Source organism: Streptomyces sp. NPDC088124 (assembly GCF_040685895.1).
Lineage (GTDB): Bacteria > Actinomycetota > Actinomycetes > Streptomycetales > Streptomycetaceae > Streptomyces.
Genome location: NZ_JBFBJB010000043.1, coordinates 1 through 22,647 on the forward strand (window position 1 = coordinate 1; position 22,647 = coordinate 22,647).

14 protein-coding genes are annotated in these 22,647 nt (G+C 73.4%); 4 read left to right on the plus strand and 10 right to left on the minus strand.

Annotated elements, in window-relative coordinates; translation table 11 throughout:
- Positions 1-339: 339 nt before the first annotated feature.
- Positions 340-2,010 (plus strand): phosphoenolpyruvate--protein phosphotransferase, encoded by a 1,671-nt coding sequence (gene ptsP / locus AB0P17_RS30195; protein ID WP_365815685.1) that lies wholly within the window; start codon positions 340-342, stop codon positions 2,008-2,010.
- Positions 2,011-2,101: 91 nt separating this feature from the next.
- On the opposite strand, the gene AB0P17_RS30200 is transcribed toward ptsP, so the two are convergent.
- Together AB0P17_RS30200 and AB0P17_RS30205 are read right to left on the minus strand one after the other, a co-directional pair.
- The gene (locus AB0P17_RS30200; RefSeq protein WP_365815687.1) at positions 2,102-3,187 is read right to left on the minus strand and encodes a hypothetical protein; all 1,086 of its coding nucleotides are present in this window, start codon (positions 3,185-3,187) and stop codon (positions 2,102-2,104) included.
- 78 nt (positions 3,188-3,265) lie between these two features.
- A complete protein-coding gene (locus tag AB0P17_RS30205; RefSeq protein ID WP_365815689.1) occupies positions 3,266-5,266 on the minus strand; it encodes an acetoacetate--CoA ligase in 2,001 nt (666 codons plus the stop codon).
- A 216-nt stretch (positions 5,267-5,482) separates the two neighbouring features.
- On the opposite strand from AB0P17_RS30205, the gene AB0P17_RS30210 reads away from it, so the two are divergent.
- A complete protein-coding gene (locus AB0P17_RS30210; RefSeq protein ID WP_365815691.1) occupies positions 5,483-7,960 on the plus strand; it encodes a TIM-barrel domain-containing protein in 2,478 nt (825 codons plus the stop codon).
- A gap of 47 nt (positions 7,961-8,007) precedes the next feature.
- On the opposite strand, the gene AB0P17_RS30215 is transcribed toward AB0P17_RS30210, so the two are convergent.
- Positions 8,008-8,547: an NUDIX domain-containing protein gene (locus AB0P17_RS30215; protein WP_365815693.1), complete on the minus strand. Its 540-nt coding sequence runs from the start codon at positions 8,545-8,547 to the stop codon at positions 8,008-8,010.
- Positions 8,548-8,710: 163 nt separating this feature from the next.
- Between AB0P17_RS30215 and AB0P17_RS30220 the strand changes: the two genes are divergently transcribed.
- Positions 8,711-9,541, plus strand: coding sequence for a M15 family metallopeptidase (locus AB0P17_RS30220; RefSeq protein ID WP_365815695.1), 831 nt, complete (start codon positions 8,711-8,713; stop codon positions 9,539-9,541).
- A 133-nt stretch (positions 9,542-9,674) separates the two neighbouring features.
- Here AB0P17_RS30220 and AB0P17_RS30225 read toward each other — a convergent pair whose 3' ends face one another.
- Genes AB0P17_RS30225 through AB0P17_RS30240 form a run of 4 tightly spaced genes read right to left on the minus strand, consistent with a single transcriptional unit; the run spans position 9,675 to position 14,031 of the window.
- A complete protein-coding gene (locus tag AB0P17_RS30225) occupies positions 9,675-10,283 on the minus strand; it encodes an ATP/GTP-binding protein (protein ID WP_365815697.1) in 609 nt (202 codons plus the stop codon).
- Entirely contained in the window at positions 10,264-10,659 is a 396-nt protein-coding gene (locus AB0P17_RS30230; protein WP_329828358.1) for a DUF742 domain-containing protein, read from the minus strand. The genes AB0P17_RS30225 and AB0P17_RS30230 overlap by 20 nt, the downstream gene beginning before the upstream one ends.
- Positions 10,660-10,669: 10 nt before the next feature.
- The gene (locus AB0P17_RS30235) at positions 10,670-11,110 is read right to left on the minus strand and encodes a roadblock/LC7 domain-containing protein (protein WP_329828359.1); all 441 of its coding nucleotides are present in this window, start codon (positions 11,108-11,110) and stop codon (positions 10,670-10,672) included.
- Entirely contained in the window at positions 11,107-14,031 is a 2,925-nt protein-coding gene (locus tag AB0P17_RS30240; RefSeq protein ID WP_365815700.1) for a nitrate- and nitrite sensing domain-containing protein, read from the minus strand. Before AB0P17_RS30240 ends, AB0P17_RS30235 begins: the two co-directional genes overlap by 4 nt.
- A 447-nt stretch (positions 14,032-14,478) precedes the next feature.
- Between AB0P17_RS30240 and AB0P17_RS30245 the strand changes: the two genes are divergently transcribed.
- Positions 14,479-14,949: a hypothetical protein gene (locus tag AB0P17_RS30245; RefSeq protein ID WP_365815702.1), complete on the plus strand. Its 471-nt coding sequence runs from the start codon at positions 14,479-14,481 to the stop codon at positions 14,947-14,949.
- Here AB0P17_RS30245 and AB0P17_RS30250 read toward each other — a convergent pair.
- From AB0P17_RS30250 to AB0P17_RS30260, 3 genes are all read right to left on the minus strand, one after another.
- Positions 14,936-19,804 carry a hypothetical protein gene (locus AB0P17_RS30250; protein ID WP_365815704.1) on the minus strand — a complete coding sequence of 1,623 codons (4,869 nt, stop codon included), beginning with the start codon at positions 19,802-19,804 and terminating at the stop codon, positions 14,936-14,938. The two genes, AB0P17_RS30245 and AB0P17_RS30250, sit on opposite strands and share 14 nt — an antisense overlap.
- 115 nt (positions 19,805-19,919) lie before the next feature.
- Positions 19,920-20,831: a hypothetical protein gene (locus AB0P17_RS30255; RefSeq protein ID WP_365815706.1), complete on the minus strand. Its 912-nt coding sequence runs from the start codon at positions 20,829-20,831 to the stop codon at positions 19,920-19,922.
- A 225-nt stretch (positions 20,832-21,056) separates the two neighbouring features.
- On the minus strand, positions 21,057-22,601 hold the full coding sequence (locus AB0P17_RS30260; protein WP_365815708.1) for a hypothetical protein: 1,545 nt from the start codon (positions 22,599-22,601) through the stop codon (positions 21,057-21,059).
- Positions 22,602-22,647: the final 46 nt, after the last annotated feature.

Below are 22,647 nucleotides of genomic sequence, written 5' to 3' on the forward strand. Positions count from 1 at the left end.
GGAGATCCGGCCGGTCACGATCGCCACGTACCAGGTGCTGACGACGCGCCGCAAGGGCATCTACCCGCATCTGGAGCTGTTCGACTCGCGCGCCCCGACACACAACGCGGCGGCCGCCTCCCGGTTCGTTATATCCATCCATACCGGAGACGGGTGAAGTGACTCCTCCACCCCGAGAACGGGGCGGCTTCTCACTCGGCTCCGTAGAGTCTTGTGACGGCCAAGCCCTGACCGCTGCCCGGAAGCAGGCTCTGTAACTTGCTACGCCGCGTCGCGATCGGAAGACGAAGGCACGTTTCTTCCCCGCCTGAAAGCTGGGATTTCCACTCAAGGAGAAAGATGGTTACAACACTGCGAGGCGTCGGGGTCAGCCACGGAGTGGCGATCGGCGAGGTCCGGCACATGGGGACCGCGGTGCTCGAACCGCCGGCCAAGCAGATCGCGGCGGCGGAGGCGGAGCGCGAGCAGGGGCGGGCCCACCAGGCTGTCGAGGCGGTGGCCGCCGATCTGATCGCCCGGGGCAATCTGGCCGGCGGAGAGGCCCAGGCCGTGCTGGAGGCTCAGGCGCTGATGGCGCAGGACCCCGAGCTGATGGCCGATGTGGAGCGGCGTATCGCCGTCGGGTCCACGGCCGAGCGCGGTGTCTACGACGCCTTCGCCTCGTACCGGGCGCTGCTCGCCGGAGCCGGTGAGTACCTGGCCGGGCGGGTCGCGGACCTGGACGATGTGCGGAATCGTATCGTCGCCCGGCTGCTGGGGGTTCCTATGCCCGGTGTGCCGGACAGCGACGAGCCGTACGTACTGATCGCGCGCGATCTCGCGCCGGCGGACACGGCGCTGCTCGACCCGGCTCTGGTGCTCGGCTTCGTGACCGAGGAGGGCGGGCCGACGAGCCACAGCGCGATTCTCGCGCGGGCGCTCGGAGTGCCCGCCGTCGTCGCGCTGCCGGGTGCGGGAGAGATCGCCGAGGGCACCGTGATCGCGGTCGACGGCAGTACGGGGGAGATCTTCGTCGACCCCGATGCCGCGAAGCGCGCCGAACTGGAGGCGGCGGCCGCCGCGCGGAAGGCCGCGCTCTCGGCGTCCACCGGGCCCGGCGCGACCTCCGACGGGCACAAGGTGCCTCTTCTCGCGAATGTGGGCGGGCCCGGGGACGTACCGGCCGCGGTCGAGGCGGGGGCGGAGGGCGTCGGTCTGTTCCGTACCGAGTTCCTGTTCCTGGACGACAGCGAGCGGGCCCCCTCCGAGGAGAAGCAGGTCGAGGCGTATCGCAAGGTCCTCGAAGCGTTCCCGCAGGGCCGGGTGGTGGTACGGGTCCTGGACGCCGGCGCGGACAAGCCGCTGGACTTCCTGACCCCCGCCGACGAGCCCAACCCGGCGCTGGGTGTGCGCGGGCTGCGGAGTCTGCTGGACCATCCCGATGTGCTGCGCACCCAGCTCGCCGCGCTGTCGAAGGCGGCGGCCGGACTGCCGGTGTATCTGGAGGTCATGGCGCCGATGGTGGCCGACCGCGCCGACGCGAAGGCGTTCGCGGACGCGTGCCGCGAGGCCGGGCTGAACGCGAAGTTCGGTGCGATGGTGGAGATTCCGTCGGCCGCTCTGCGGGCCCGGTCGATCCTTCAGGAGGTCGAGTTCCTTTCGCTCGGGACCAACGACCTGGCCCAGTACACCTTTGCCGCAGACCGGCAGGTGGGCGCCGTCTCCCGGCTCCAGGACCCGTGGCAGCCCGCGCTGCTCGATCTGGTGGCTCTGTCGGCCGAGGGCGCGAAGGCCGAGGGCAAGAGCTGCGGTGTGTGCGGTGAGGCCGCCGCCGATCCGCTGCTCGCCTGTGTGCTCACCGGTCTCGGTGTGACGTCGTTGTCGATGGGCGCGGCCTCGATTCCTTACGTCCGGTCCGCGCTGGCCAAGTACACCCTGGCGCAGTGCGCCCGTGCCGCGGCCGCGGCACGGGCGACGGACTCCGCGGAGGAGGCCAGGAAGGCCGCCCAGACGGTGCTGTCCGGCGAATGAGCCGGTGATCCGGGTTCCTTGGGATCCTGAGGGGCTTCCTGCCGTGCACGGCAGGAAGCCCCTTCTCCTTGGCCTTGGGCTCCAGTGGGTTCTAGTGGTGAGGGCCGCTCTCTTCGAGGTGGAGATCGAAGCCCGCGCAGTACTCCACGTCCGGCTCGGGTGAGAGCGGCTCGCCGGTGTCCGCGTCGGTGCAGTAGGCGCTGAAGACCTCGCCCTCGGTGAGGGGGACGAGGCTCCCGGCGGCGAGGCGCCAGCCGCGCAGCCGGTCCGGGGTGCCCGGTTCCGTCGTACGGAGTACCACTCCCCCGGGGCTCTCCAGGGCGATGCCCGCCGCGAGCACGCTGACGAACTCGGCCGCCTCGGACGCGTCGAGACGGGCCGCCTCGCCGTCCAGGGGCGCGATGTCCTCGGACACCGTGGCGCCACCGGACGGCGACGAACCCGCCGCGTCTTCCGTGCCCTCCGTGCCCTCCGCGCGTTCCGCGTGCAGGACGGCCAGGAGCTGTTCGTCCCCCGCGGGGACGCTGCAGACGAGGTGGTGGGTGCCGGGGCCCGCCTCCTCCAACAGGCGCAGCAGGATGTGGGAGCCGCGGTCGAAGGCCGCGGTTCCGATGTCCTCTCCGCACTGCGCGCAGGTGCCGAGGTCGGCGAGGAGCGTCGTCACGTACTCCCAGGTGGCCCTGCGGATCGCGGTGTTGACCAGCTGCGGGACGAGGGTGTCGATGGGCTGGCCCGTGTACGCGACGGCCGCGCCGCTCGCCGGGATGGCGGCGGTGAAGCGGCTGCGGCTGTCCGGGGTGTCCGGGTCGAGCCCCGTCTCCTCGCAGTACTCCGCGAACTCCTCCGGGTCGAAGAGGGCGACGGTGGTGTGCACCCCTTGTGCCGCGAGTGCCCTCAGCAGCCCGTCGAGCTGCCGGAGATAGGCCGCGTGGTCGTCGAAGGTGAAGCTGGGATAGCTCCGCATCGCGGTGAAGTCCCGCTCGTCGGCCAACAGGCCGACGATGCTGGGGACCTCACGGCGCAGCGCGCGGCGCCTGGCCGCGCGGGTGCGGGGGCGATCGGTGCGGGAGCGATCGGCTCCGTTGTGGTCGGCTCGGACGTGGTCGGCTCGGATGTGGTCGGTGTGCGTACGGCCGGAATCCGTACGGTCGGTGTGCTTGCGGTCGGTGTGCGTCATGACTCCCCCTGAACACGGTCGATCTTTGCTCACTCAGAGTAATTGGGGGGTCTGACAACGGGCGGTCCGCCGCCGGGATCAGGGGCGTTCGCGGGCGAGGTTCTCGTAGAAACGGAGCAGTTCGAGGTCGTCGACGGAGCCGGCGTTGACGGCCTTGTCCAGCGGTGTGCCCTGGAGGAGGCGCTTGACGGGGACCTCGATGCGTTTGCCCGTCAGTGTGTGCGGGACGCCGGGGACTTCGACGATCTCGTCGGGGACATGGCGTGGGGAGAGCTGTTCGCGGATCGTCCGCCGGACGCGGTCGCGCAGGGCGTCGTCGAGTACGGCGCCCTCGGCGAGCTGGACGAAGAGCGGCATCCAGTAGCCGCCGTCCGGTTCTTCCACTCCGATGACCAGGGATTCCCTGATCTCGGGGAGGCGTTCGACGACTTCGTAGATGTCGGCGGAGCCCATCCGGACGCCCTGGCGGTTCAGGGTGGAGTCGGAGCGTCCATGGATGATGACGGATCCCCGGTCGGTCAGGGTGATCCAGTCGCCGTGACGCCAGGCGCCCGGGAACATCTCGAAGTAGCTGTCGCGGTAGCGGCTGCCGTCGGGGTCGTTCCAGAAGCGGACGGGCATGGACGGCATGGGCTGGGTGACGATCAGCTCGCCGACCTCGCCGACGACCGGCCGGCCCTGGGGGTCCCAGGCCTGGAGGTCGGTGCCGAGGCAGGGTGCCTGGAGTTCCCCCACGTGGACAGGGAGGGTGGGGACGGCCCCGGCGAAGCAGCTGCACACGTCGGTGCCGCCGCTGACCGAGGCGATCCACAGGTCCGCGGCGACCTCGTCGTGGAGCCAGCGGAATCCGTCGGGCGGCAGCGGCGATCCGGTGGTGGCGACGCAGCCGACGCGCGAGAGGTCGTGGTCACGCCCCGGGTGCACACCGGCCTTGCGGCAGGCCATGACGTACGCGGCCGAGGTGCCGAAGAGGGTGGCGCCGGTCCGCTCGGCGACGGCCCACTGGGCGTCGATGGCGGGGTGGCCGGGGCTGCCGTCGTACAGCACGAGCGTGGTGCCGGTGAGCAGCCCGGAGACGAGGAAGTTCCACATCATCCAGCCGGTGGAGGTGTACCAGAAGAAGCGGTCCTCGGGGCCCAGGTCGCAGTGGAGGCCGAGTTGCTTGAAGTGTTCGAGGAGGATGCCACCCTGGGACTGGACGATCGCCTTGGGCAGGCCGGTGGTGCCGGAGGAGTACAGGACCCACAGCGGGTGGTCGAAGGGGACGTGCTCGTAGGCGAGGGCCGCCGGCTCGGCCGAGAGGTCCTCGGGCGGTGCGACGACGTCCGTCCAGTCGAGGGCGCCGGGCGGCGCCGGTGTGCCGAGCAGGGGGATGTGGACCACGGCCCGCAGGGTGGGCAGTTCGCGGCGGAGTTCCGCGACGGTCCCGGTGCGGTCGTGCTCCTTGCCGCCGTAGCGGTAGCCGTCGACGGTGACGAGGACGACGGGTTCGACCTGCTGGAAGCGGTCGAGTACGCCGCGGGCGCCGAAGTCGGGCGCGCACGAGGTCCAGGTCCCGCCGACGGCCGCGGTCGCGAGGAACGCCACGACGGCCTGCGGGATGTTGGGGAGGTAGCCGCTGACGCGGTCCCCCGGGCGTACGCCGAGTTCGCGCAGCCGGGCCGCGAGCGCGGTCACCTGGCGGCGCAGCTCCGCCCAGCTCACCGCGGTCTGCTCGGACGTCTCGTCGACGTAGAGGAGCGCCGGTTCCTGGGCGCGGGCCGGGTCGTCCGCCGTACGCAGCGCGTGCTCCGCGTAGTTGAGGGTGGCGCCGGGGAACCACTGGGCACCGGGCATGGTTCGGTCGCCCAGGACGCGTTCGTACGGGGTGGCGAACCGGATGTCGAACCAGTCGGCGACGGCGGTCCAGAACGTCTCCAGTTCCTCGACCGACCAGCGGTGCAGTGCCGCGTAGCCGCCGTCGGCCGGTGCGCCGTACCGCTCGGCCGCCCAGCTCTGGAAGCGGGTGATCCGGGCTGTGGCGACCCGGTCCTGGCTCGGCTGCCACAGGGGGGTGTCGGGGCTGGCGGCTGCGGTCATGGGGCGGCTCCCGGCTGGCTCGGCAGTGGTGACGTGTGACGTGGTGCGTGGTGACGCGGTGCGTGGTGCGTGGTGACTCGGTGGCGTGGTACGGACGATGCCATGTGATCGTCCGCGGCACCAGGTTCCGTCCGTGATGTCGGACCGGGGGCGCCACAAGTGAACGGGAGTTGAACGGAGTCCCCCGGAGGCGGCCCGGATGGCAGGCTGAGCAGCATGGACGGTCGGGAACTGGTGCGTTCGATGAGAGTGGTCGGATCGGTGCGGGGGCTGCGCTCCGTACGGTCGGCATGGCGCGGGCGGCGGGCGGACGCCCGGGAGCTGGCGCCGCGCGGGCCGGAGCGGGCCCGGGTGCCGGGGCCGGTCACGGGGGCCGAGCCGCTGCCGGGCGGGGGGACGGTGCGGTTCGCGCGGGCGGAGCTGCGGGTGTGCGTCATGGTGGGCGGCGCGGTCTTCTGGGGGTGGGACGGGGCGGGTCCGCTGCCGTCGTACGGGCTGGCCGGTGCCCCGCCGGAGCCGGATCCGCGGGCCGGTCTCGAACCGGACAAGGACGGCGGCTGGCGGGTGGTGTCGGAGCGGGTGACGGTGGCGGTGTCGCGCCACGGCGGTGTGGAGGTCCGTACGCCGGGGGGCGTGGTGCTCCGCCGGGAGCTGCCGCCCCGCTGGTGGGAACCGGTGGCGGGGGGCGGCGCGCGCTGGGTGCAGCGGACGGAGGTGGCGGCGGACGCGCGGTTCTTCGGGCTGGGCGGGCGGGCGTCGGGGCCGCGGCTGCGGGACGGCACGTACCGGCTGTGGAACACGGATCCGGGCGGCGGGTTCGGGCCGGGGGACGATCCGCTGTACGTGACGATGCCGGTGCAGCTCGTCGTGGCCGACGCGGGTACGCACCTCGCCTTCCACGACAACTCCTGGGACGGCCGGGTCACGCTGCGCGAGGGCGAGGAGGGGGCGGGCTCCGGGCACGACCGGCCAGGCACGGCCGAACTGCGGATGGAGGGCGGGCCGCTGCGCTGCTGGGTGGTGACCGGCACGCCGGCGCGGGTGCTGCACGGCTGGACGGCGCTGAGCGGCGCGCCCGTGGCGCCGCCGTCCTGGGCGCTCGGTCCGCAGCACGCGCGCTGGGGGTTCGGCAGCGAGCGGGAGGTGCGGCGGATCGTGGCGGGGTACCGCGAGCGGAATCTGCCACTGTCGGCGGTCCATCTCGACATCGACCACTACGACGCGCACCAGGTCTTCACGGTGGACCGCGAGCGCTTCCCCGATCTGCCGGGGCTCGCGGCCGAGTTGCGCGCGGAGGGGGTGCGGCTGGTCTCGATCGTCGATCCGGCGGTGAAGGCGGAGCCGGGTAACGCGGTGTACGACAGCGGGCGCGCGCTCGGTGCGCGCGCGGGGGACCCGGGAAGCGGCGGGGCGTTCGTACGGGACGCGCGGGGGCGCCCGGTGCGGGGCGTCGTCTGGCCCGGTGAGTGCGTCTACCCGGATTTCACCGATCCGGCGGTGCGCGACTGGTGGGGCGAGCTGTACGAGGAGCGGCTGGCGCAGGGGTTCGCCGGGGTGTGGCACGACATGAACGAGCCGGTGTCCTTCGCGCCGTTCGGCGACCCGACCCTGCCGCGCTCGGCGCGGCACGCGCTGGAGGGCCGGGGCGGCGATCACCGCGAGGCCCACAACGTGTACGCGCTGACGATGGCGCGGGCCGGGTACGAGGCGCTGCGGCGGCTGCGTCCCGAGCAGCGGCCGTTCCTGTTCTCGCGCTCGGGCTGGGCGGGGATGCAGCGGTACGGCGGCACCTGGTCCGGTGATGTGTCGACGGGGTGGCCCGGGCTGCGCGCGTCACTCGCGCTGGTGCTGGGTCTCGGGTTGTGCGGGGTGCCGTACTCGGGTCCTGACGTGGGCGGTTTCGACGGGAGTCCGTCGCCCGAGCTGTATCTGCGCTGGTTCCAGCTCGGCGCGTATCTGCCGCTGTTCCGTACGCACGCGGCGATCGACGCGGGGCGCAGGGAGCCGTGGGAGTTCGGCCCCCGGGTGCTGGAGCACGCGCGGGCCGCGCTCGGCGAGCGGGAGCGGCTGCGGCCCTACTTCGTGACGCTGGCTCAGCTCGCTCGGCTGACGGGGGCGCCGTACGTCCGGCCGCTGTGGTGGGGCGCGCCGGAGGACCGGGCGCTGCGCGACTGCGAGGACGCGTTCCTGCTGGGTGACGCGCTGCTGGTGGCGCCGGTGCTGACGCGGGGCGCGGACCGGCGGGCGGTGCGGCTGCCGCGTGGGCGGTGGTACGACACGGTGACGGAGCAGGCGTACGAGGGGCCCGGCCAGGTGCTGCTGGACGCGCCGCCGTCCCGGATCCCGGTGCTGGCCCGGGCGGGTGCGGTGATTCCGGTACGGGGCGCGGACGGGGGCATGGAGCTGGAGGCGTGGACTCCGGCCGGGGGGCGCGCGGGCGGCGGGCTGGTGGTGCTGGATCCGGAGGACGGTGGCGACAAGCCGGTGGAGGCCGCGGGAGACGCGGCGGAACGCGGGGCGGTCGACGGGGCGGAGCGTGCCGCGGCGGGCGGGTCCGAGGGGGAGCCCGAGCCCCGGGTGGAGCGGTACACCTCGCGGCTGGTGGACGGCGCCGTCCGGGTCGAGCGGGTGACGGACGAGGGCGCGGCGCCCCCGCGGTGGCCGGTACGGGTCCGGGGCCGGGCCGCCGGCTGACCGGACCGGTACGGCTCCGTACCGCAGTACGGGCGGCCGCCGTACGGTCAGCGGCGTGGCCCGGTGGCGTAGCGGCCGGCGAACCAGGCCCGTACCGCCTCCGTGTGGAGCGGGAACGCCAGTTCGGCGGGGGCGCGCAGCAGGTGCAGGCCCGAGGTCTCGGCCGTGGGGACCGAGGGCGGCAGGCTCGCGGCGGGGCGTTCCGGGAGGAGGCCGAAGAGGAGGAGATGACCGTCGGGTGAGCTGAGCGCGTCGGCGAGCGTGACGTCCTGCTCGGCGGCCTCGATGCCGGTCTCCTCGCGGAGTTCGCGGACGAGGGCGTGGCGCCAGTCCTCCCGGTGGTCGATGAATCCGCCGGGGAGGGCGACGCCGCCGTACGCGGGTTCGATGGTGCGTGTGATGACGACCAGGGAGGTGCCCTCGCGGTCGGTCACCGGCAGCAGGGCGACGGCGACGGGCAGCGGGTTGCGGTAGGCGGTGGCGCCGCAGGCCGGGCAGGTGCGGGGCCAGCCCGCGGCGGCGGGGTACGGGGCGCCGCAGTGGCCGCAGTACGCGTGGGCGTCGGTCTTCTTCCGGGGCTCGGACACGCCGGGACTGTACCGGACACGGGTGGCCACCACCGGACACAGGCGGCCACCGCCGGACACGGGCGGCCACCACCGGACGCAGGCGGACCGTATGCGATCGCCCTTTCCTTGTATGCGATCACCCTTTCCCCACGCCCGGTGAAGCTGGTAGATCCATACGACCATGACAAGAATCGCGTTCCCGCGCCGCGCCCTGGCCGTCACGGCCGCCTGCGCCGCCGCGCTGCTCACTGTCATCACGCCCGCCCCGAGTGCCGGAGCGGCGCCCGCCACGGTCCGCTCCGAGCCGACCGCGCCCCCGGAGTTCGTCGCCCTGCGCACGGTCGTGCCGACCGTCATCGAGGAGATGCGCTACCCGACCCCGCACACCTTCCTGGGCAAGCCGGTGAAGGGCTACAAGGACCCCGTCTGCATCGTCACCCGGTCCACGGCCGAGGCGCTGCGCACGGCGCAGTCGCGACTGCTGCGGCAGGGCTACTCCCTGAAGGTGTACGACTGCTACCGGCCGCAGCGGGCCGTGGACCACTTCGTGCGCTGGGCGAAGGATCTCCAGGACGAGCGCATGAAGACGGAGTTCTACCCGCGCGTCGACAAGTCGCGGCTGTTCGAGGACGGTTACATCGCGGAGAAGTCCGGCCACAGCCGGGGTTCCACGGTGGACCTGACGCTGGTGAGGCTGCCGGCCCTGCCGACGCGTCGTTACGTACCGGGCGAACCGCTCACTCCGTGCTACGGGCCGAAGGACGAGCGGTTCCCGGACAACTCCGTCGACATGGGAACGGGCTACGACTGCTTCGACACGCTGTCGCACACCGACGACCCGCGGGTGCAGGGTGAGCAGCGGGCGAACCGGCAGCTCCTGAAGTCGGCCCTGACCGAGGTGGGATTCACCAACCTGCCCGAGGAATGGTGGCACTTCACCCACAAGCCGGAGACGTTCCCGGACACCTACTTCGACTTCCCGGTGGCGCGGGGCTCGGTTCTCGGCCGCTGAGCCCGGAGTCCCGAGAACGGCGCGGGAACGGCCGGGACCACCCCCGTGGGCTCCGGCCGTCCCCCGTGGTGGGGGACGCCGGCCGGCCGTCTCCGGTTCTCGTGCGGGAGAGGCCTGAGGGAGCGGGGGTCGGTCAGGAGGTAGGCGCGTGCTCCCGCGACAGGGCCGCGCGGGTCATGGCGTGTTCGACCACCGAGACCAGCACCTCCTTGACGGACTCGCGTTCGCGCGCGTCGCACATCACCAGCGGGACCTCGGGGTCGAGGTCGAGCGCCGCGCGTACGGTCTCGCCGGGGAACCGGCCGGCCCCCTCGAAGCAGTTGACGGCGACCGTGAAGGGAATGCCGCGCCGTTCGAAGTAGTCGACGGCGGCGAACGAGTCCGCGAGCCGCCGGGTGTCCGCCAGCACGACGGCGCCCAGGGCCCCCTGGGCCAGCTCGTCCCAGAGGAACCAGAACCGGTCCTGCCCGGGGGTACCGAAGACGTACAGCACCAGGTCCTCGCGGAGGGTGATCCGGCCGAAGTCCATGGCGACCGTGGTGGTCGTCTTGGACTCGACGCCGTCGACGTCGTCGACGGGCCGGCCGGCCTCGCTCAGTACCTCTTCCGTACGGAGCGGCCTGATCTCGCTCACGGCGCCGACCAGGGTGGTCTTGCCCACCCCGAAGCCCCCCGCTACGAGGATCTTCAGCGCCACCGGATCGACCGGACGCTGCCTGCGGCTAGAGCGCCCGAAGACCATTGATCACCTCGCGGAGAATGCTCACGTCCGGCAGCTCGGCCGGCGGAACGGGACGGGTTACACGCACGATTTCGTCCTCGACGAGATCCCCGACGAGCACCCGGACCACCCCTACGGGGAGATCGAGGCCCGCCGAGAGTTCGGCGATCGACTGGGGACTCGTGTAGCAGCGATCCACGATCTCCACGTGTTCCGGGGAGAGCGTCTGGTCCCGGCCTGGGTCGCCGGCCTCGGGTTCGCATACGACGAGCGCGATCAGGTCGAGCTGGTGGCGCGTCGCGCTGCTGGTGCGGCCACGCGTCATCGCGTACGGACGCACCACCGGTCCGGCTTCGCCGTCGAACCAGTGCTGCGGATCCTGACCTGAGTCACTCATCTCAGCCCACTCACCCTCCGGCGGGCAGGCCGGTCCGTGGGGCCGTGCCCAGGTGGACGCCGACCCGCTTGACCATGAGCGTCATCTCGTAGGCGACCTGACCGACGTCCGAGTCCGCGTCGGAGAGCACGGCGAGACAGCTGCCGTCACCCGCCGCGGTGACGAAGAGGAAGGCGTCGTCGAGTTCGACGACGGTCTGCCGGACCCGGCCGGCCTCGAAGTGCCGGCCCACGCCCTTGGCCAGGCTGTGGAATCCGGAGGCGACGGCCGCGAGGTGCTCGCCGTCCTCACGCGTCAGGTCCTTCGACGTGCCGGTGGCGAGGCCGTCCCCGGAGAGGACCACTGCCTTACGGATGCTGGCGACGCGCTCGACCAACTCGTCGAGCAGCCAGTTGAGCTCTCCCGCGCCATTGGGGTCGGTGGAGCGTGCTGCGACATTCGGTGCGGTCATCGACCGTCCCCCTCCGATGTGGTTCCTTGTGTCTCGACCCGGGCGGTGGAGTCCTCGGCGTCGTTCTGCCGACGACCGCGCTGCCAGCCGCGTTGGAGCGACGCCATACGGCTGCGGACCTCGTCCGCGTCCCGCTCCTGCTCGACGGGCCGGCCCTCGCCGGGCCCCGGGCCGGAATTCCTGTCCTGCGCGACGTCCCTCAACTGCGGGGCCAGGCTGGCCTGCCGGATCCGGCGGGGCAGTCCGTCGATCATGGCCGGTGCCTGATCCGACGGTGTCCCGGTTCCGGCGCGGCGGGTGGTCTGCGGCGGGATGCCGGACCAGCCGCGTCCGCCCGTCCCGCCGGGGGCGGGCTGGTCCTGCGCCGGGTGTCCGCGTTCCGGCTCGTCCACCCGCCGGCCGCGGTCGGCGACCAGGGTCGGGGGCTTGCGGCGGGGCAGGACCGGCTCGTCGGCGGATCCGGATCCGGTGTCGGCCCCCGGGTCCTGCCGGGCGTGCCGGGCGCGCGGGGCCGGGGTGACCCGGCCGTCACGCCGGTCGCGGAAGTCGCGGCCGTCGCGGGTGTCGTCACGGCGGTTCTCGTCGCGGAGTTCGCGCAGTTCGTCGCGGCTCATACGGGCGTCCCGTACGTCGTACAGGTCGCCTCGCGCGTCGCGGCCGTCACGGGTGTCCCGTACGTCGTAACCGTCACGTCCCTCACGTCCGTCACGCCGGGCGTGGGCGTCGGGTGTGCTGTGGGCGGTGTCGCGGAGGTGCTCGCGCGCGCGGAACAGGCCGCCACGCTCGCTCTCCGTGTCATCGAGATCGCCGATGCCGTCACCTCCGCCGATTACCGGCCCGCTGTCGGCTCCCAGAGCACCGACCGGCGCTTCGAGTTCGACCGGGCCGTCGAGCACGGACGGGCCGCTGCCCAGTCCGGTGGGGACCTGCGCCAGGGCGGTGCGCCGCCCGCCGCCGGAGTCGGCGCGTCCGCGCCCCCGTTCCAGGGCGTTCTTCCGGTCGAGCCGGAAGCCGGTGCCCTCCGTCTCGGGGGCGTCGGTGAGCAGCGCGACCGGCAGGAAGACGATCGCCGTCGTACCGCCGTACGGGGAGGGCTGGAGGGAGACCCGTACGTTCTGCCGCTGGGCGAGCCGGCTGACGACGAACAGTCCCAGCCGGTCGGTGTCCGACAGTTCGAACTCGGGGGTCTCCGCGAGCCGGAGGTTCGCGTCGAGCAGCACCTCGGGGGCCATGCCCAGACCGCGGTCGTGGATCTCCAGGGTGAAGCCGTTGGCGACCCGTTCGCCGTGCACCTGCACCGCGGTGTGCGGGGGCGAGAACACCGTGGCGTTCTCCAGGAGTTCGGCGATGAGGTGGGTGAGGTCCGCGACCGCGGGGCCGCCGACACCGATCCTCGGGAGCCTGCGGACCTCGATGCGCTCGTAGTCCTCGACCTCCGCGACGGCCGCGCGTACGACGTCCATGAGCTGGACGGGCTTGCGCCACTGACGGGAGGGGGCGGCGCCGGAGAGGATCACCAGGCCTTCGGCGTGGCGCCGCATGCGGGTGGTGAGGTGGTCGAGACGGAAGAGGTCGGCCAGTTCCTCGGTGTCCTCCGTACGGCGCTCCATGGTGTCGAGGAGCGTGAGCTGCCGGTGGAGCAGGACCTGGTTGCGGCGGGCGAGGTTGACGAACACCTCGGAGACGCCGCGCCGCAGGTCGGCCTGTTTGACGGCGGCCTCGACGGCGGCGCGCTGAAGGGTGTTGAGGGCCTGGCCGACCTGGCCGACCTCGTCCCTGTCGTATTCGAGACGCGGCGCCTCGGTCTCCACGTCGACCGGGTCGCCCGCGGCGAGCCTGCGCATGACACTCGGAAGGCGCACGCCGGAGACCTCGTGGGCCTCCTTGCGGAGCCGGGAGAGGTCGCGGATCAGGTCACGGCCGACGCGGGTGGAGACGAAGATGGAGATGAGGAGGGTGAGCAGACCCAGCGCCGCGGCGAGCCCGGTCCTGACGAAGACGTCCTGGCGGACGGGGTCGATGTGGTCCCGGTAGAGGGAACTGGCCTCCGCGCTCTCGTCGGTGAGGTCGCTGAGGACGGAGGCCGTCATCCGCTGCCAGCTCCTGGCACTGACCGACTTCGGGTTCTTGGCCGGCCCGGCGGCGATCAGGCGGTCCTCGGTCTCGCGCAGTTCCAGGGTGGCGGGGGTCCGCCAGTACTGCTCCAGCGTCGCGCGGTCGGAGAGCGGCAGGTCGGCCAGGTTGGACTCGTAGAGCAGGACGCGGTTGGCGACCAGGTCGGAGGTGCGGCGCAGGTCCTCGGCGGTCATCTCGCGGCCGACCAGCGCGGAGGCGACGAGCGCGTCCTCCCGGGAGAGCATCTCCTTGGCGCGGTCCAGGCCGATCAGCGCACGACCCCAGTTGTCGCCGTCCATGTCCTCGTTGCTGTAGAGGGAGGCGAGGACGTTGTGACCGGGGTCGATGAGCTTGTTGTAGAAGTCCAGGGCACCCTCACGGGTGACCGTGCTCTCCTCGACGGACCGGCGCATCAGGTCGAGACCGTCCAGGTCGCCGAGGAGCCTGCCGAGCCGGTCGGAGGTGATGGTGTCCATCCGGTCCCGCACGCCGGACGCGGCGTTGCGTCTGACCGTGGTCAGCGCCCGGTCCGTGTCGCTGCGGCGGCTGCGGAGCTCGGTGAGCGAGTCGACGGCCTCGGGGTCCGCCAGGAAGATCAGCGTCTGGCGGCGCTCGCTCTGGAGGACCCGGATGCTGTCCTCCACCGGGTGGCCGATTTTCTCGATCGCGTAGCTGACGTCGACGAGTTGCTTGGCCGGGGTGCCGGCGAGCGTCGTCGCGAGCCCCCAGAGAACGGTGAGCCCGATGAGCGGCACGAGCAGCAGCGCCACGATCTTCCGGCGGATGGATTTCCCGCGAAAGCGCATGGCCTCCCCCTGGTCGATCCCCGCCTGATGCGGGAGATACTTCGTCAGCAAACGGCGCGAGCCTACTACTGTCACACCGGCAACTCGAAGACACGTCCGGATGTTTTTCAGCCGTCCCCTGCCTCCTTGATCATGAGTTGTCCCGGTATTCGGCGAGATGGCTTCGGCCTCTGATGTATGGAGGCCACGAGGGAAGCCCCGTACCGGTCAAGACAGATGGCCGAAATCATTCGCTTGACAGCGGGGTGACGGTCCGATGACGGCCCGGAGGGGAATCTTCGCGGGTGGACATTCGTCGTTATGTACGGGGATCAGGGGGAAGTCCGGAGCGCTACGGGCGGTTCGCGCATCACCGTTCGGAATCGGTTCGATTCCGAAGCGGCATGAAGCGTGACGAGCCGGGCAGTCCCCCTTGGGACGGGCAGCGGGGTTGGGGAGTGACGGTCCATGCAGCAGACGGATGAACGGCGGGGTTCCGTGCGGGCGGGGGAGTTCGAGCGGGTCTCGCGCGGGTTGTGGGTCGAGGAGCCCGCGCGGTCCTACCGCATGCCGGATCCGGTCAGGACGGCCGCGGTCCGGGCGGTCATCATCACCGCGGTGACACTGATTCAGGCCATGATTGCGTTCCTCAGCACGCTCGCGGGGTCCTGGCTGGCCTTCCCGATGGTGCTGAGCAGTGTGGCCTCGACGGTGGTCGCGACGTGGGGTGTGCTGGACGTCTGGGTGACGCGCCAGGTGTGGAACCAGCGTTACGGAGTGGTGTCCGTGCCCAGCAGTACGGCGCGCCAGTTGCGCCGCGAGCGGCGCAGGGCACGGCGGGCGGCCAGGAAGGCGGCGCGCGAGGGGGTACGGATACCGCCGGCGGGCGCCGCCGCCCTGAGCGAGGAACAGGCGGCGGCCGGGCTCAAGACGGCCTGACCCGCGCCCCTCCGGTGTCCGACGGGTCCGATGGGTCCGACGGGTCCGGGGAGCCGGCCGGGGCCGGGATCCGGGCGGCTTCCCGGGCGGAGTCCGGGACTTCCGGGGCTGGGGCCGGGTCCGGGGCCGGGGGTGGTGTGGCGGCCGGGTCGGGGGTCCGCTTGAACATGCGGGTCGCGGTGATCTCGCCGTGCACGGGCTCGCCGTCCGGGTCCTGCTGCGGCAGCCCGGGGCGCAAGTGCTCCTCCACACTGATGTACTTCAGCCCGGCGCGCAGATCCGCGTCGTTGCGCAACCTGATGACCAGCGGGAATTCGGCGAGCGCCGTCGTGTCGAAGAGACCCGTGGTGTAGAGGAGCTGCACACCCAGCGCGTCCGAGACCGCGCGCTGGAGCTCCAGCAGGTAGGTGGCGTTGGCACGGCCGATCGGGTTGTCGAGGAAGAGCGTGCCCGCGTGCCGGTGCTTGTCGCGCCCCCGGTCGTTGCTGCGGAGCGCCGCCATCGTGCAGTACAGGGCGATCGCGGCGGTCAGCAGCTGACCGCCGGAGAAGACGTCGCCCATCTGCCCGACGGGGACGCGCTCGGCGCGCAGCACGGCGTCGGGCTTGAGGATCTCGACGGCGATGCCCTTGGGTTCGAGGGCGGCCTGGACGCCGCGCAGCAGCAGGGACATGCCGTCCCTGCGGAGGTCGGAGTTCTTCTTGAGGGCGGCCCGGGTGGCCTCGTCGATGACCTGGCCCAGCCGTTCGGTGAGCGTCGCGCGGTCCGGCTCCTCGAAGCGGATCCGCAGGAACTCCTGCCCCGACCACTCCCCCAGGCCCTCGGGCAGCCGGGAGAGCCGCTGGGCCGAACGGAGCGTCGTCAGCGCGGAGTCGACCAGACCCCGCAGCCGGTCGACGATGGAGTCGCGGTTGCGCTCCAACTGCGCCAGCTCGTCCGTCAGCACCCTCAGCCGGGGGGCGAACGCCTGCGCCCACGCCGCCGCGTGCTCGGGCAGCGCGGCGGCCGGGAGCTCGCGGATCTGCTGCCGGGCGGGGGTGCGCACCTGCTCGTACCGGGTGGAGTTGGCGTGCCGTACGAGCACGTCGCATGCCTCGCGTACGCCCGCCTCCGCCGCCGAGAGGTCGGCCGCGCAGCCGCGCAGGGCCCGGCGGGCCTCGCCCGTGGACCCGCGGGCCTCCTCCAGCGTGCCCGGATACGGTTCCGGCGGGCGCGGTGCCTCCTCGGGGCCGGTCTCCTCGGTGACGGCGCCGCGCAGCAGGTCGCGCAGGAGGGCCGCGGTCTCGTCGAAGCCGCCCGCCGCCTCCTCGGCGGCGCGGTGCGCGTACAGCAGCTCGCTGTGCGCGGCCCGCGCCGTCTCCAGCGCGTCGGTCCGTACGGCCAGTTCGGTGGTGGCCGTACGGAGCAGGATCTGCGCCTGCTCGGCGTCGGCCGGGACCTGGTCCTCGGGGAGTTCGGTGTGTGTGTCGCCGTCGGCGGGGGCCAGCCGCTCGGCCTCGCCGCGGAACCGGCCCAGTTGCTCACTGGCGGCCGAGGCGCGCGACTCCAGCATCTGGACCAGGGACTCGGCGCGGGCGGCGGCGGCCTGCCGGGAGGGCCCGTCGGCGCCATCGGTGGATTCGAGCAGTTGCCCGGCGCGGGTACGGACCTTGTTGGTGAGCCGGTCCAGTTCGGCGAGGGCGGCGCTCTCGTCGCCCTCGGCGCGGGCCTGTTCGGCGCGCAGGTCGGCGCCGACGCCCACCTTCTCGTACAGCTGGGAGGCCGCGCGGTAGGCCTCGCGCAGGGCGGGCAGCGCGGCGCGCGGGGCGTCCGGCGCCGCCTCGGGGATCGTCTCGGGGGCGCCGGCGATCTCGGCGCGCTCGGCGCGCAGGGCGCGTGCGGTACGGCGGGCGTCGTCACCCGCGCGCTGGGCGGCCCTGCGGTCCTCGTCGGCGGCGCGGGCCCGCTCCAGGCAGACGGCCGCGCGCGCCTCGTACTCGGTGGCGTCGTCGGCCAGTTCCCGGAGCTTGGCCTGCCAGCCGGCGCGTTCACGGAGCCGGTGCGCGAGGCCGGAGAGCACGTCGGCGGCCCGGCGGGCGCGCTGGGCGGCCTCCTGGCGTTCGTCGCGGACCCGGGCGGTGTCGGCGGCGGCCTCGTCCGCCTCGGCCCGTACCGTACGGGCCTCGGCGAGCGCCGCCGCGGCCGTCTCCGCGCTCTCCCGGGCCGTGGCCGCGGCGGCGGACAGCTCCGTGAGCATGCCGGGCGGGCAGTCGGCGCGCCAGGAGCCGATCCTGGCGGCGAGCGAGCGGTCGCCGGTCAGCCGGGCGGCGAGGGTGCGGATCTCCTCGTCGCGGGCGGCGGCGCGGGCGCGCAGCGTCTGCCGCTCCTCGTCGGCGGCGTGCTCGTCGTGCATGGCCGGGTTCGGCGGTACGAGGAAGACACCGCTGTCCTCGGCACCTTCCCCGCCCGGCGGCGGCACCGGGGCCAGCAGCGCGGCGGCGGTGCCGACGGCCACGGTGGAGCGCGGCAGCAGCGCGGCGCCGGCGAGCGCCTCCCGGGCACGGGCGTGCGAGTCGGGGTCGGTGATCACGACGCCGTCGACCAGCTCGGGCCTGGCGACCAGGACGGCGGCGTGGTCGGCGGGGTCGACGGCCTGGGCGAGATAGCGCCAGCCGGGCAGCGCGGGGATGCCGTGTTCGCCGAGGAATTCGACCGTGGCCAGCACATCGGGGCCCGGCGGCAGCAGCCCGCCGTCGCCGAGGGCGCCGAGGATCCGCGCGTCGTCGGCGGCGGCGGTCCGCAGCTCGAAGAGGTTCCGCTCGGCGGCGGCGATGCCCTGGTCGAGGAGTTCGCGCAGCTCGTCGGCGTACCGGTCCAGTTCCTCGGGGCTCAGCGGGCCCTCGGAGGGGTGCGGGGACGCCCCGGGGCGATGGGCCGCGGGGCCGTCGGACGCCGGGCCGTCGGGCGCCGGGTCCGTTCCGGTGCGCTGCCCCGGGACCCCCGCCTGCGACGTGGTCAGGGCCGCGACGGTGGTGGGCAGGCTCAGCAGTTCGGCGAGGCGTTCGTCCCCGGCGATCGACTCGGCGGCGCGGCGCTCGGCCTCGTAGGACTGCTCGGCGGCGCGGGCGGCGTCGGCGGCGCGGGCGGCGGCCAGTTCGGCGCGGGATTCGGCGGAGGCGCCCTCCCTGGCGCGCTCCGCCGACGTACGCGCCGCGTCGCGAGCCGCGTCCCAGAGGGCGACGGCCGCCTTCTCCGCGTCACTGGCGGCGAGCGCGGCACGGGCCGGGTCGGCGTCGGGCGCGGAGTCGTCGAGCCAGCCGGCCCGGACCGCCTCGGCCGTCTCCTGCTCGACCTCGGCGAGGCGCTGGCGCAGATGCCCGGCCTCGCTGCGGGCGCGCTGCGCGTCGGTGGCGGCGGCGGTCGCGTCGCGGTGGGCGGCCTCGCCGGTCTCCTGGAGGGTGGCGGAGCGCTCCTCCTCCTCGTTCGCGAGGCGCTCGCCCTCCTCGGCGGCGGCGTGCAGCGCCCGTACGAGATCGGCCGCGGCGGTGGCGCGGGCGGCCAGCGCGGGCGCGGCGTCCCGCTCGGCCTCCCGGATCGCGGCGGCCACGCGTGCGGAGCGGTCGGACGCCGCGCGGTGGCGCAGCACGCTCTCGGCGGCCTGCCAGGCCGAGTGGAGCGTACGGGCGTCGGTGAGCTCCCGGCGCTGGGCGGCGGCGCGCTTCTCCGCGGCGGTGAGCGCCAGCGAGGCGTGCCGGTAGGCGAGTTCGGCGGCGATCAGCGCGCTGTGGCCGCGCGACCGCTCGGCCTCGGTCACGGTGTGGGCGGCGGCGGTGACCCGCTGGGCGAGGTCGGCGGCCCGGCCGCGCTCCTCGCCGGCCCGCGCGGTGAGCCGGGTGACGAGCGCCCGGGCCCGGCGCTCGGCGCCCGCGTGGACGTCGCGGGCGCGGCCGCGGGTCTCGGTCGCCGCCACGATCCGGCCGAGGAGATCGACGGAACCGGCGGTGAAGTCGCGCTCCGCGGTGAGTTCGGCGCGGCGGCCCAGCTTGTTGCCGAAGCCTCCGACGAGGTCGGCGAGGCCGTCGGTGTCCCGGGTGTCGGTGACGGCGCGCAGCAGGAGGTCGGTGAAGTCGGAGTCCTTCTTGACGGCGAAGAGGCCGGCGGCCTCGCCCTCGTCGGCGTTCATCTCGCGCTGGTAGCGGAAGAGTTCGGGGTCGAGGCCCAGATCGCCGAGGTGTTCGTTCCAGCGGTCGTGGATCTCCTCCCAGTGGATGTCCAGATGGGGGTAGAACTTCCCGGCCTCGGTGAGGGCGTCGCGGAAGCCCTTCATCGTGCGGCGTCTGCCGCGCGCGCCGGAGACGCCTTCGGCGGGCGGCCGGACGGCGGTGGACTCGGCGACCGGCAGCGAGTCGAGGCTGAGTCCGGGGCCGGGCCGGAAGGAGTACCACCCCTCGGCGAACTTCCGCGGGTCGTTGGAGACCTGCCGGCCGCGCCACTCGCTGGCCTTGCCGACGACGACGAGTTCCCCGGTGAGGGTGTGCTGCCACTCCAGGGCGACATGGCCGCAGTCGTCCGCGAGCAGGAACTTGCGCAGCACGCCGGAGCTGGCGCCGCCGAGTGTGTTGCGGTGTCCCGGCAGCATCACCGAGAAGATCAGCTTGAGCAGGACGGACTTGCCGCCGCCGTTCTCCAGGAAGAGCACACCCGCGGGCGCGGGGCGGCGCGGCGGGCCGACCGGCTCCTCCTCGAAGAACTCCGCCTGGGTGGGCGCGGGGCGGGGCACGGGGGCGCCCACTCCGCGCAGGTCGAGCACGGTGTCGGCGTAGCGCGCGCCGGCGGGGCCGATGGAGTAGAGGCGGACCCGGGACAGCTCGTACATGGCGGACTCTCGTCTGGTGAATGGCGGGGCGGGTGGGGCGGATGGCGTGGGCGGGACGGGTGGCCTTGGGCGGAGCGAGTGGCCGTGGGCGGGACGGGTGGTCGTGGGCGGGGCGTCAGGCGTGGAAGGGCAGGCCCGCGTCGGCGGCCAGTTCCAGGTCGTCGCCGTCGGGCGGGGGCAGCAGGGTGGCGGAGCCGTCGGTGACGGGGACGACGCCCAGCTCCAGCAGTTCGGTGAGGGCCGCGTGGCCCGCCATGTCGCGCACCTGGAGCTGGTAGCGGGCGGTGGTGCGGTAGGCGCCTCCGGCGTCGTCGCCGGTGCGCTGGAGGAATCCGGAGTCGGTGAGGAACGCCACGGCCTTGCCGATGATGCCGGTCGTGGAGCCGGCGAGACGGCGGGCGTCCTTGGTGGCGCCGGTCGCGCTGCGCCGTGCGTAGGTCCGCCAGGCGGCCTCCAGGCCGGGGGCGTCGGTCGACGGGTCGGTGTTCTCCCCGTCCCGCTCGGCGCGTTCCTCCAGGCGGCGGCAGGCCTGTCGTACGAAGGCGTCCACCCCGTTGACCGTGATCCGGCCGATGTATCCGTCGTCTGCGAGGTCCTCGGGGCGGGGGAAGGCCAGGGCCGCGACGGCGAGATGGGCCAGGCCGTGCAGGAAGCGGTCGGCGGAGTCGGTCGAGGCGCGGCGCGCGTAGTCGCCCATGCGGACGGCGAAGACCGAGTCCTCGGCCGCGGTGACGGCCATGCCGGCGCGCGGGGAGACTTCGAGGACGACGAGGCCGAACCCGGTGGCGACGGCGTCGGCGACGCGGGCGAAGGCGGGGTCCTCGCGGTAGCGGCGGAGCAGTTCGGTGTACTCGGCGTCGCGGGCCGGCAGGAGTTTGGGCTGGAGCCCGAAGGAGACGAGGCGGGCGGCGTCGGCGGCGTCGGCGGGGGTGAGCGCTCCGCCGGCGCTCGGCCCGGGGGGCTCGGGCGGGTCCTGGTCGGTGGGGTCGGGCCACGTGGCGGAAGGCTCGGCGGTGTAGTCGCTCACGGGGCGGCTCCTTGGGGGGGGTGCGGGTGGTGCGTCGTGGTGCGGGGCCCGGGGTCTCCGGAGGCACATGCCCGGACGGCATGATGCACGGCGCGGTACTGCTCTTGTACGGAAGAGACGGGCGTCTACGCGCCACACATCACGCTTCAGTGTCCGGACACGCACCGCCTCCGACCCGACCCCGATCCCCTCCCGCCGATGGGCTCTCCTGTCCGGCTGCCGTGGTCATGCCGCCTCCGCGCGGTCCGCCGTCATGCCTGCCGCGTCCAGGAGGGCCGTGCCGACTATCAGGTCCGCGCCGCCGAACTCCGGGTCGTCCAGGGGGGTGCCGTCGTCCACCGCGAAGAGCAGGCGCTCCTCGCCCTGGCGGTAGGCCGTGCCCACCGGGGGGCTGGCCGCGTGGATGGCCAGGAGGGCGACGAGGTAGGGCAGTTCCGGATCGCGCAGGCGGGCCTCCGCGAGAAGGCCGGAGAGTCTGCGCGGCGCGTCGTGCTCCAGGTCGAGGAGTTCCTTCGCGCTCGCGAGCTGTTCCTCGCTGAAGCGGCTGTCGTCCGGGGTCGCGATCAGGTCCGGCTCCGGCATCTCCGCGCCGAGGTGTTCGCGCTCCACCGGTGGGGTCAGCAGCAGGTCGATCAGGTCGCCGACCCGGACGGAGGCCGGGGTGCGCAGGCCCGTGCCGCGGGCGAAGAAGGCGTCGGTGACGCGGGCGGCCCGCTCCACCGGGAGCGGCAGCAGCGGGGCGACGAGCTGTCCGTACAGGTCGAGTCCGGTGTGGGCGGCGGGCCGGGCGAAGGCCTGGCGGTCCTGTTCGGCCCGGAAGAGGGGGCCGGCCTCCAGGAGGCGGGACTGGAGCTGGGTGTGCCGGCGGATGCAGTCCTTGACGATGTCGACGAGTTCGGCGGCGCGCCGCTTGTGCTCGGCCGTTCTGGGGTCGGTGCCGGTCTCCGCCTCGTCCCGCGCCTTGCGGATGTTGGTCAGGATCGCGTTCTCGTGGCGGTACCGGTCGGCGACATGGTCGAGCGCCTCGTCGATCATGTCCGGTACGGCGTTCAGCCAGTCCACGGCCCGTACGTTGCGCCGGGTCGCCTCCAGGGTTCTGCGCAGCGTCTCCGCGTACTGCACGGTCCGGTACCGGGCCTGTTCGGCGGCGAGCTGGGCGTCGGCCAGCCTGCCCCGGCTGATCAGGACCTCCAGCTTGACCTCGGCGGCGATCTGGGCGCTGGTGACGTCCGTGTCGAGGGCGCCGACCAGGACGTTGACCGCTTCGTCGGTCGTACGGAGGAAGACGCTGCCGCCGTGTCCCGGGACCTCTTCGATCAGCTTGAAGTCGTAATCCCTGCGGGTGTAGACGCCGTCCGTGCCGAACGTGCCGTAGACGGCGCGGAAGCCACGGTCCACGCTGCCCACGTTGATCAGGTTCTCCAGGACCCAGCGGGCGACGCGTTCGTACTCCGCGGCCGGGCGGCGGGGTGCCTGGGCGGCGATGCGGGGGAGGAGTCTGGACACTATCTGTTCGTGGTCGGCGCCGGTGTCGAAGTCCATGTTGAGCGTGACCAGGTCGATGGCGGAGAGGGCGACCTCCGCCATCGCGTACACCGAGTACTCGCCCGCCAGATTGGCCTTGCGGGCGTCCAGGTCGTGCAGCGGCGCGGTGCAGGCGAGCGCGCGCAGGCGGCGCGCGAGCCCTTCGTCGGCGGCCGGGCCCTGGGCGGGCCGCGGCCCCGCGCTGAGCTGGGGCGGAACGAAGTCCGTCGGGGCAGGCGAAGTCACGGGGAACAGATTAGGTCCTCGCACCGACAACGGTCGAAACGACGCA

What these genes read in the sequence shown, in the direction of transcription:
- AB0P17_RS30250 (WP_365815704.1), bottom strand. Translation starts at nt 19,804, where the DNA reads ATGTACGAGCTGTCCCGGGTCCGCCTCTACTCCATCGGCCCCGCCGGC.
- AB0P17_RS30230 (WP_329828358.1), bottom strand. Translation starts at nt 10,659, where the DNA reads ATGAGTGACTCAGGTCAGGATCCGCAGCACTGGTTCGACGGCGAAGCC.
- AB0P17_RS30200 (WP_365815687.1), bottom strand. Translation starts at nt 3,187, where the DNA reads ATGACGCACACCGACCGCAAGCACACCGACCGTACGGATTCCGGCCGT.
- AB0P17_RS30205 (WP_365815689.1), bottom strand. Translation starts at nt 5,266, where the DNA reads ATGACCGCAGCCGCCAGCCCCGACACCCCCCTGTGGCAGCCGAGCCAG.
- AB0P17_RS30210 (WP_365815691.1), top strand. Translation starts at nt 5,483, where the DNA reads ATGGACGGTCGGGAACTGGTGCGTTCGATGAGAGTGGTCGGATCGGTG.
- AB0P17_RS30220 (WP_365815695.1), top strand. Translation starts at nt 8,711, where the DNA reads ATGACAAGAATCGCGTTCCCGCGCCGCGCCCTGGCCGTCACGGCCGCC.
- AB0P17_RS30235 (WP_329828359.1), bottom strand. Translation starts at nt 11,110, where the DNA reads ATGACCGCACCGAATGTCGCAGCACGCTCCACCGACCCCAATGGCGCG.
- AB0P17_RS30225 (WP_365815697.1), bottom strand. Translation starts at nt 10,283, where the DNA reads ATGGTCTTCGGGCGCTCTAGCCGCAGGCAGCGTCCGGTCGATCCGGTG.
- AB0P17_RS30245 (WP_365815702.1), top strand. Translation starts at nt 14,479, where the DNA reads ATGCAGCAGACGGATGAACGGCGGGGTTCCGTGCGGGCGGGGGAGTTC.
- ptsP (WP_365815685.1), top strand. Translation starts at nt 340, where the DNA reads ATGGTTACAACACTGCGAGGCGTCGGGGTCAGCCACGGAGTGGCGATC.
- AB0P17_RS30240 (WP_365815700.1), bottom strand. Translation starts at nt 14,031, where the DNA reads ATGCGCTTTCGCGGGAAATCCATCCGCCGGAAGATCGTGGCGCTGCTG.